Genomic DNA, 6,363 nt, shown 5'->3' with positions numbered 1-6,363 from the left:
TGCTCATCATCGCGTGGGTCTGTGGTCCGGCCCAGCGGCCGGGCCGACCCGGGCTCCAAGAGGGAGACCGAGCCGCCGAGGACGATGCCCACGCGCTGAATCCCGGCGCCGGCCGGCGTAGCCGGTGACCGAACGAATCCGCGTCGAAGCCCTGCACGCAGGACGGGCACGTTCGCTGTACGAGCGGCAGCCCTATGGCCCAAGGTCCACTAGGCACGCCGCACGCCGCTGACTAGAGTGAGCAGCGAGAGCAGCGGGGGAGGTGATGAGCCATGTCCATGGAAACCGTATTGATCGTTCTCGTGGTGCTGTTGCTACTCGGTGGTGGAGGCTGGGGATACTCTCGTTGGCGCGGTTGACGGCGCGCCGGCTCTTGACCTCCTGTGAGCGAGCCCAGGGGGTCGAGGGTCGCCCCGGCCGCGCCATCCGCCTCGCCTTCACGCCGGCCTTTCAGGTTGGCGCCCTCGGCGCAGAGGCCCCAGTGAATCTGGCGTGGTTCTCCAGATAGGACTACGGGGCCTCCATGGAAGACCACACACTCAGTGTCCTCATCCGAAGCAAGCTCGCGGACGGTCGCCTGCCGCAAGACAGCATCCCGCGGATGTGGGGCGGACCGGGGAACGGCGAGTCCTGTGACGCCTGCGAGGAGATCATCACCAGGGCTCAGTTCGTCATCGAGGGCGTCAGCACCTCCCCCGGCGGCCTCGGTGTGCAGCTTCACGTGAGGTGCTTCCAGGTCTGGGACGCGGAGCGACAGGTCCCGGGACATGAAGCAAGCGGGCCGGTGTAGCCGGCGAAGGTAGCTGCCCGGCCCTTCCATATGGACCAAGACACGCTCCGTCTCATCATTCGCCGCAAGCTCGCCAATGGCGGGCTTCCGCACAACAACATCCCACGCATCTGGGGTGGCCCTGGAAGTGGTGAAGAGTGTGACGCCTGCGAGGACGTCATTCGCGCCGGGCAGCTTCTCATGGAGGGCGTGAGCACGACCACCAACCAAGGCATTCAGCTCCACGTCGAATGCTTCTCCCTCTGGGACCGGGAACGCGACGCGCCGGGCCGATATGACCCTGGCCCCGACGTCGCGAGCAGGCCAAAAGAAGAAGGCCCCGCCCTGAGCGATCGGCCCAAAGAGGTAGCGCCCAGACGCGAAGCCTCGGGCGAGAGTCCCCGGGACCGTTCACGGACGCCCGCGCTTCCAGCGCAGCAGGCGATTCGTCAACCTGAGCAGTTCCGCAATCAGCGCGCCCGCCGCCGTGAAGGCGAGCGCGAGGATGGCCATGGAGGACTCGAGCTGCCAGAAGAGGAACCGGATCGTGACCGCCTGGGCGTTCTGCAGGGCAAAGATCACGACGAAGAGAAGAACCACGGTCAGGACGATCAGGTACAGCATTGATTGTCACCTCCTCAGGCTCGAGACTCCCCGAAGGGTCGTCGGTTCACATCCGACCCTCCGCGACCATCGCCCTACGAGGGGTTAGAGGACATTGCGGCCGCTACTCTTTTTTGTTTGCCCAGGAATCACCCGAAGTTAATGCCGGCGGCTCGAGGCTGGTGGCTATTGGTACCGAGCAGGTGAAGGGCATCGGCCGCGTGGTGGATCGGTCGTTCTCGAACACGGCCTTGGAGGGCAGGATCTTGCAGACCGGCCCTGCATGCTCCCGCAGAACTTCTGTCTCCGCGGGTTCTCGTGCTGACCTCGGGCCACTTCATGCGGACCCTCCAGAGAATTCATTCGGGCCCGGTCGTGGGCTAGGGCGACAGTAGCCCTGGGGTCAGGGCCTCGTCTATGTGCGCCGGAAACCCTTCTCGTCGACACCGTATCAACGTACAGCGCGGTCTGCTGGAGAGACTCGGCGCAGATCCTCCTCGCTGACAAGGTTGTAGCGGTCGAACGTGCTGCGTGTCGGGTGCCGGTCTTCGGGCGTCGATCGCGTTGGGGCGACCGACAATGCCATTGGCCGTTCCATCACGCCTCGAGCCTAGTCAATGTCGGCGGGTCTGCCTATTGGACCTTGGCCGAGCCGGGCCGCACTCGGACCCCCGCCTAAAGGTGTAGACCCAAGAGCCACTGGGTAAGCGCACGCCCCCTGCGTAGAGTCTGGCCCACGAAGGCTGCTCTTCACCATTCAGGGGAGGACGAACGATGAAGCGAGGATTCGCAAGGACAGGAGTGATTGTGGGCGCGATGCTCGCGCTGACGGTGCTCTTCGGAGCCGGCTGCGCGACAGGCCCATTTGAAGACCCGCACAACTACGGCCCGGTTGGGCCGATCGGGATGACCGGACCGCAGGGCCCCCAGGGGCCGCAGGGACCGGCGGGAGTAGCGGGCCAGCAGGGCCCAGGTGGCCCGGCCGGTACGCAGGGCGTGAGCGGCCCGGAAGGGGCACCACGGCCCTGGGTGACGTTCGCTGACTTTCTCTTCGATTTCGACCAGAGCGTGATCCGGACCTCGGAGACCAGCAAGGTCGACAAGCTCGGCCAGTACATGAAGGACAACCCCAACGTCGAGATCGGCATCGACGGCTACGCGGACCCACGCGGCACCACCCAGTACAACCAACCGCTCAGCCAGCGGCGCGTGGACGCGATCAAGGCCGCGCTGGTGAGCGCGGGCGTGCCATCGGCCAGGATCCAGACCGGCGCATTCGGCGAGACGCGGCTGAAGTGCTCCGAGGCCACCGAGGCGTGCTGGCAGCGGGACCGGCGGGTCGAAGTACTCGTGCGGCCGGGTCAGTAAGGGGACGCCATGAGAGTTCTCACAAGCTTGGTGGCGGTGGCCGCGTTGTCGGGGTGCGCCTACCAGAGTGGATACATCGATCCGGATGGATCGTGGGTCGCGAAGGACCAGCCGTACGCAAGGGGTACGTGTCGCTCGAGCGCTCCCTACGTTGTTGGACCGGCGGGGCCGGTCGGGCTCGCCGGGGCTCCTGGGGAGGCCGGACTAGCGGGACCGGAAGGAGCTCCGGGCGCGGCCGGGCCGGCCGGTCCGGTGGGTCCGGTGGGTCCGGCGGGGGTCGCCGGCGTGAGCGGATGGGCCTCGATGGAGAACGTGAGCTTCAAGCGCGGCAGCTCGGATCTCCAGCAGAAGTGCAAGGACAAGCTCGCGAACTTCGCCGTATGGATGCAGAACAACCCGCAAGCTCAGGTGAGTCTCGATGGCCATCCGAGCGAAGCGGACGACCGCAGCCAGGCGCTGGCCACGAAGCGTGTCGCCGCGGTCAGGGCCGAGCTCATCAGGCTCGGGGTCTCGCCCAGTCGTATCACGGTGGGCACCCACGGGAAGCAGGCGCCGGTGTGTAGCCAGAGCACGGACACCTGTCTGGAGCTGAATCGACGGGTCGAGATCCTCGCGGTCAGGTCCTGAAGTCGTTGGGCATCCCCTCCGCGCCTGGAGGGGCGAGGGAGTGACGAAGGTCGTGAACAATCTGAGCAGTTCGGAGGAACCGCGGTAGACGGCGCGGAGTGTTCGATACGGGGCAGATTCCGCAGAGAAGAGCGCGTATTCGTGTGATGGGCCTGGTTCTGCAGTTCACCACGAGATGGAGGAAATGATCATGAGAAACGGATTGACGTATGCAGCTCTCGCGCTGTTTACCGTCGGTTGCACCGGCCCCGCCGGCATCGCAGGTCCTCAGGGCTCCACCGGCGCGACCGGGTCCCAGGGTTATACCGGCATGACGGGTTCTCAAGGCCAGGCCGGCCTGACCGGTGCACAGGGCCAGCCCGGTATGACGGGTGCACAGGGCCAGGTCGGAGTGACCGGCGCGCAGGGCCAGCCGGGCATGGCGAGTGCGACGAATTCGGCGCCGGCCGGTATGCGCTGGACCTCGTTGAAGGACATCATGTTCGACTACAACCGGCCGGAGATCCGGTCGACCGAGATGAGCAAGATCGCCGACATCGCGGCCTACACGAGCCAGAATCCATCCGTCCGGGTCGGCATCGACGGCTCGACGGATCTTCTGCGCGGAACGAATCAGTACAACGCCGCCCTGAGCCAGCAGCGGGTCGCCAATGTTCGCGAGGCACTGGTCCGGGCCGGGGTCTCGCCTGATCGGATCGAGACGGGCGGGTTCGGCGCGGAGCGGGCCAAGTGCATTGACGCCAGCGAGATGTGCAGCCAGCGCGACGGCCGTGTCGAGGTAATGGTTCGTCCGGCCAGCTAACGGAGGGAGCGCGATGAAGCCACTGGAAGACCCGACCGGAAATCCCCGTGGCCGGCAGCTTGGGCGGTGGAGCATCTTGCTGGTGATCCTGGGTGCCGCGGTCTCGCTGGGTCCGCAGCCGGCCCTTCCCGGCGACGCCGTGAAGGATGGGCCGAGCATGACCGCGGGTCGCGTCCGACCCCTGGACCTCGTGAAGGCATCCGTCTCGCAGGTGCTGGCGGCCGCTCAAACGCGGCCGGCCGGCACCCGCGAGAGCGGGCAGCGCCGAGCCGAGATTCGCCGGGTGGCGGACGGGCTGTTCGACTTCAAGGAGATGGCGCGGCTGAGCTTGTCCCGGCACTGGAGCGCCCAGTCGCCGCGCGAGCAGGAGGAGTTCGTCGGGCTGTTTACCGAGCTGCTCGAGAGATCCTTTCTCTCGACGATCGAGAACTACGCAGGGGAGCGGATCACCTTCCTGGGCGAGTCGATCGACGGCGCGTACGCGCAAGTGCGGTCCCGGATCACGACCGACCGGCGGTTCGAGATCTCGATCGACTACCGGCTCATCGAGAGGCCGGATCGGTGGGAGGTGTACGACGTGGTGCTCGACGGCGTGAGCCTCGTGTCGAACTACCGGAGTCAGTTCAACTCGATCATCCGGACGTCGTCCTTCGCGGATCTGCTGTCCAGGATGCGGAACAAGCAGATCGAGGCGCACGTGATTCCGCGCGTAGGGCGTGGATCGTGACCATGCCGAGAGCGTCGGTCGCGCGGGTGGGTGCGATGGCGGGCGCGATGGTCACGGTCGCGTTGGTCCTGGGGACGGGCGTGGCGATGGGGCGGGGCACGCCGGCCTGTGATGGCCTGGGGAAGATGCGGACGCCGGAGGATGCCGCGGGCCAGGTCGTCAGGATGGAGCCGGCCCAGAGTCGCTTCAGCGTGCGGGAGTCCGACGGCGTCGTTCACGAGTTTCAGGCCTCACCGGAGACGCTCCGGAACCTGAAGGTGGGCGACCGCATCGAGGTGAAGCTCTGGGAGGTGTCGAAGTGCCCCTGACGGCAGGCCGAGCGAGTGCAAGGGGCGTGCGTTCGAGTGTCTGGAGTCCAGCCAGGTTCTTGGTTCTACCCGTCCTGGCGCTCGCGTCGGCGGTGGCGTGGGCGCCGGCACAAGCGCCCGGTGTGTCGGTGGAGCGACCGCGTCCGCCCGTCGTGTCGACACTCCTGGCCGTCCCGACGTTCGCGTCCATCTATTTCGGCGCGGGAACGACCGACATCCGACCGGGCCAGAAGAAGGTGCTGGATGACCACGCGCTATGGCTGCGGAGCGATGGCACTCGGAGGCTCCTGGTCGAAGGGCATACGGATGGACCTGCCGACCATCTGCGGAGCGTCGAGATCGGCGAACAGCGAGCGAGGGCGGCCAAGGCGTACTTGATCACGAAGGGCGCAGACGCAGATCACATCGCGCTCGTCTCGCGCGGAGGAGGACAGCCATCCTGCACGGAGAGGACGGCAGCCTGCCGGGCCAACAACCGGCGAGTCACCTTCTCGACGCGGAGCCACTGACGGGACCGCCGGCGCCGGGGGGACCGAGACCGCCGTAAACTCCCCAAGGCCGAAGCCGGCCGCGGGCCCTGGCGGGAGGGCTGGCGATCGGGCCCGTGACAACCCCGCAGGGAAAACTTGGTCCCGGCATGGGACTTTGCTTGTATTGAGGGGTCCATGCGACCGCCTGGCCAGACCCTCAACTCGTCCAAGACGGATCCTCCCGCCCCGCCGGCGAAGCCCGCGGCGTCCGCGGTCGAGATGGGAGCCCGTCAGCGGGAGATCTCCGTCTCCGAGTTCTTCACCAAGAACCGCCATCTCCTGGGCTTCGACAACCCGCGCAAGGCGCTGCTCACCTGCGTGAAGGAGGCGGTCGACAATGCCCTTGACGCGTGCGAGGAGGCCGGGATCCTTCCGGATGTGGTCATCAAGCTGGAGGTCGTCGGCAACGGCGAGCCCGCGCCGCCGGCCAGCCAGGCCACGCGCTTCCGCGTCACCGTCATCGACAACGGGCCCGGCATCGTCCGCCAGCAGATCCCGCCCATCTGCGCCAAGCTCCTCTACGGCTCCAAGTTCCACCGGCTCCGGATGAGCCGGGGCCAGCAGGGGATCGGCATCTCCGCGGCGGCGCTCTACGGCCAGCTCACCACCGGTCAGCCGATCAAGATCAC

The 6,363-nt window shown here is 66.9% G+C and carries 7 protein-coding genes; 6 read left to right on the top strand and 1 reads right to left on the bottom strand.

Features of this window, described 5'->3' with window-relative positions; genetic code table 11:
- Positions 1-1,180: 1,180 nt before the first annotated feature.
- Positions 1,181-1,393 carry a LapA family protein gene (locus VKN16_04170; protein ID HME93400.1) on the bottom strand — a complete coding sequence of 71 codons (213 nt, stop codon included), beginning with the start codon at positions 1,391-1,393 and terminating at the stop codon, positions 1,181-1,183.
- A 1,008-nt stretch (positions 1,394-2,401) separates the two neighbouring features.
- Here VKN16_04170 and VKN16_04165 point away from each other — a divergent pair.
- The 6 genes from VKN16_04165 to VKN16_04140 all read left to right on the top strand — a co-directional run.
- Entirely contained in the window at positions 2,402-2,740 is a 339-nt protein-coding gene (locus VKN16_04165) for an OmpA family protein (protein ID HME93399.1), read from the top strand.
- 303 nt (positions 2,741-3,043) lie between these two features.
- Positions 3,044-3,367 (top strand): OmpA family protein, encoded by a 324-nt coding sequence (locus VKN16_04160; GenBank protein HME93398.1) that lies wholly within the window; start codon positions 3,044-3,046, stop codon positions 3,365-3,367.
- 184 nt (positions 3,368-3,551) lie between these two features.
- Positions 3,552-4,169, top strand: a complete 618-nt coding sequence (locus tag VKN16_04155) for an OmpA family protein (protein HME93397.1) — start codon at positions 3,552-3,554, stop codon at positions 4,167-4,169.
- A 157-nt stretch (positions 4,170-4,326) separates the two neighbouring features.
- Positions 4,327-4,896 (top strand): ABC transporter substrate-binding protein, encoded by a 570-nt coding sequence (locus VKN16_04150; protein HME93396.1) that lies wholly within the window; start codon positions 4,327-4,329, stop codon positions 4,894-4,896.
- A 2-nt stretch (positions 4,897-4,898) separates the two neighbouring features.
- Positions 4,899-5,204: a hypothetical protein gene (locus VKN16_04145; GenBank protein HME93395.1), complete on the top strand. Its 306-nt coding sequence runs from the start codon at positions 4,899-4,901 to the stop codon at positions 5,202-5,204.
- Between the two features lie 749 nt (positions 5,205-5,953).
- A partial coding sequence (locus VKN16_04140; protein HME93394.1) for an ATP-binding protein occupies positions 5,954-6,363 on the top strand: 410 nt, incomplete at its 3' end.

This window comes from Candidatus Methylomirabilota bacterium (assembly GCA_035315345.1).
In the GTDB taxonomy this organism is placed as follows: domain Bacteria; phylum Methylomirabilota; class Methylomirabilia; order Rokubacteriales; family CSP1-6; genus CAMLFJ01.
This window is presented reverse-complemented; position numbering and strand designations above follow the sequence as displayed.

Bases quoted from the DNA above. Each gene is read 5' to 3' on its own strand.
- VKN16_04170 (HME93400.1), bottom strand. From the start codon at position 1,393: ATGCTGTACCTGATCGTCCTGACCGTGGTTCTTCTCTTCGTCGTGATC.
- VKN16_04160 (HME93398.1), top strand. From the start codon at position 3,044: ATGGAGAACGTGAGCTTCAAGCGCGGCAGCTCGGATCTCCAGCAGAAG.
- VKN16_04155 (HME93397.1), top strand. From the start codon at position 3,552: ATGATCATGAGAAACGGATTGACGTATGCAGCTCTCGCGCTGTTTACC.
- VKN16_04150 (HME93396.1), top strand. From the start codon at position 4,327: ATGACCGCGGGTCGCGTCCGACCCCTGGACCTCGTGAAGGCATCCGTC.
- VKN16_04145 (HME93395.1), top strand. From the start codon at position 4,899: ATGCCGAGAGCGTCGGTCGCGCGGGTGGGTGCGATGGCGGGCGCGATG.